General features: G+C 52.2%; 2 rRNA genes (1 of these 2 cut by a window edge). Both read left to right on the forward strand.

Annotated features, from left to right (window positions below):
• Positions 1-89: 89 nt before the first annotated feature.
• Positions 90-1,639 (forward strand): 16S ribosomal RNA (locus tag AXI59_RS13410).
• 159 nt (positions 1,640-1,798) lie between these two features.
• A 23S ribosomal RNA gene (locus AXI59_RS13415) occupies positions 1,799-2,500 on the forward strand; it runs 2,227 nt beyond the window's last position.
• The 16S and 23S rRNA genes sit together here, the layout of an rRNA operon.

Raw genomic sequence — 2,500 nt, forward strand, 5'->3', positions numbered from 1 at the left:
TCTTTGAAAACTAAACAAGACAAAACGTACCTGTTAATTCAAAGTTTTAAATAAATCGCACAGCGATGTGCGTAGTCAGTCAAACTACTTTATCGGAGAGTTTGATCCTGGCTCAGGACGAACGCTGGCGGCGTGCCTAATACATGCAAGTCGAGCGGACAGATGGGAGCTTGCTCCCTGATGTCAGCGGCGGACGGGTGAGTAACACGTGGGTAACCTGCCTGTAAGACTGGGATAACTCCGGGAAACCGGGGCTAATACCGGATGCTTGTTTGAACCGCATGGTTCAAACATAAAAGGTGGCTTCGGCTACCACTTACAGATGGACCCGCGGCGCATTAGCTAGTTGGTGAGGTAACGGCTCACCAAGGCAACGATGCGTAGCCGACCTGAGAGGGTGATCGGCCACACTGGGACTGAGACACGGCCCAGACTCCTACGGGAGGCAGCAGTAGGGAATCTTCCGCAATGGACGAAAGTCTGACGGAGCAACGCCGCGTGAGTGATGAAGGTTTTCGGATCGTAAAGCTCTGTTGTTAGGGAAGAACAAGTGCCGTTCGAATAGGGCGGCACCTTGACGGTACCTAACCAGAAAGCCACGGCTAACTACGTGCCAGCAGCCGCGGTAATACGTAGGTGGCAAGCGTTGTCCGGAATTATTGGGCGTAAAGGGCTCGCAGGCGGTTTCTTAAGTCTGATGTGAAAGCCCCCGGCTCAACCGGGGAGGGTCATTGGAAACTGGGGAACTTGAGTGCAGAAGAGGAGAGTGGAATTCCACGTGTAGCGGTGAAATGCGTAGAGATGTGGAGGAACACCAGTGGCGAAGGCGACTCTCTGGTCTGTAACTGACGCTGAGGAGCGAAAGCGTGGGGAGCGAACAGGATTAGATACCCTGGTAGTCCACGCCGTAAACGATGAGTGCTAAGTGTTAGGGGGTTTCCGCCCCTTAGTGCTGCAGCTAACGCATTAAGCACTCCGCCTGGGGAGTACGGTCGCAAGACTGAAACTCAAAGGAATTGACGGGGGCCCGCACAAGCGGTGGAGCATGTGGTTTAATTCGAAGCAACGCGAAGAACCTTACCAGGTCTTGACATCCTCTGACAATCCTAGAGATAGGACGTCCCCTTCGGGGGCAGAGTGACAGGTGGTGCATGGTTGTCGTCAGCTCGTGTCGTGAGATGTTGGGTTAAGTCCCGCAACGAGCGCAACCCTTGATCTTAGTTGCCAGCATTCAGTTGGGCACTCTAAGGTGACTGCCGGTGACAAACCGGAGGAAGGTGGGGATGACGTCAAATCATCATGCCCCTTATGACCTGGGCTACACACGTGCTACAATGGACAGAACAAAGGGCAGCGAAACCGCGAGGTTAAGCCAATCCCACAAATCTGTTCTCAGTTCGGATCGCAGTCTGCAACTCGACTGCGTGAAGCTGGAATCGCTAGTAATCGCGGATCAGCATGCCGCGGTGAATACGTTCCCGGGCCTTGTACACACCGCCCGTCACACCACGAGAGTTTGTAACACCCGAAGTCGGTGAGGTAACCTTTATGGAGCCAGCCGCCGAAGGTGGGACAGATGATTGGGGTGAAGTCGTAACAAGGTAGCCGTATCGGAAGGTGCGGCTGGATCACCTCCTTTCTAAGGATTTTAACGGAATATAAGACCTTGGGTCTTATAAACAGAACGTTCCCTGTCTTGTTTAGTTTTGAAGGANNTGTTCTTTGAAAACTAGATAACAAAAGTAAGACATTCACATTCAATTGTAATGCAAGATATCACGTAGTGATTCTTTTTAACGGTTAAGTTAGAAAGGGCGCACGGTGGATGCCTTGGCACTAGGAGCCGATGAAGGACGGGACGAACACCGATATGCTTCGGGGAGCTGTAAGCAAGCTTTGATCCGGAGATTTCCGAATGGGGAAACCCACCACTCGTAATGGAGTGGTATCCATATCTGAATACATAGGATATGAGAAGGCAGACCCGGGGAACTGAAACATCTAAGTACCCGGAGGAAGAGAAAGCAAATGCGATTCCCTGAGTAGCGGCGAGCGAAACGGGATCAGCCCAAACCAAGAGGCTTGCCTCTTGGGGTTGTAGGACACTCTGTACGGAGTTACAAAGGAACGAGGTAGATGAAGAGGTCTGGAAAGGCCCGCCATAGGAGGTAACAGCCCTGTAGTCAAAACTTCGTTCTCTCCTGAGTGGATCCTGAGTACGGCGGAACACGTGAAATTCCGTCGGAATCCGGGAGGACCATCTCCCAAGGCTAAATACTCCCTAGTGACCGATAGTGAACCAGTACCGTGAGGGAAAGGTGAAAAGCACCCCGGAAGGGGAGTGAAATAGATCCTGAAACCGTGTGCCTACAAGTAGTCAGAGCCCGTTAACGGGTGATGGCGTGCCTTTTGTAGAATGAACCGGCGAGTTACGATCCCGTGCAAGGTTAAGCAGAAGATGCGGAGCCGCAGCGAAAGCGAGTCTGAATAGGGCGAATTG

Origin of the sequence: Bacillus nakamurai (assembly GCF_001584325.1) — a bacterium.
Taxonomy (GTDB): domain Bacteria; phylum Bacillota; class Bacilli; order Bacillales; family Bacillaceae; genus Bacillus; species Bacillus nakamurai.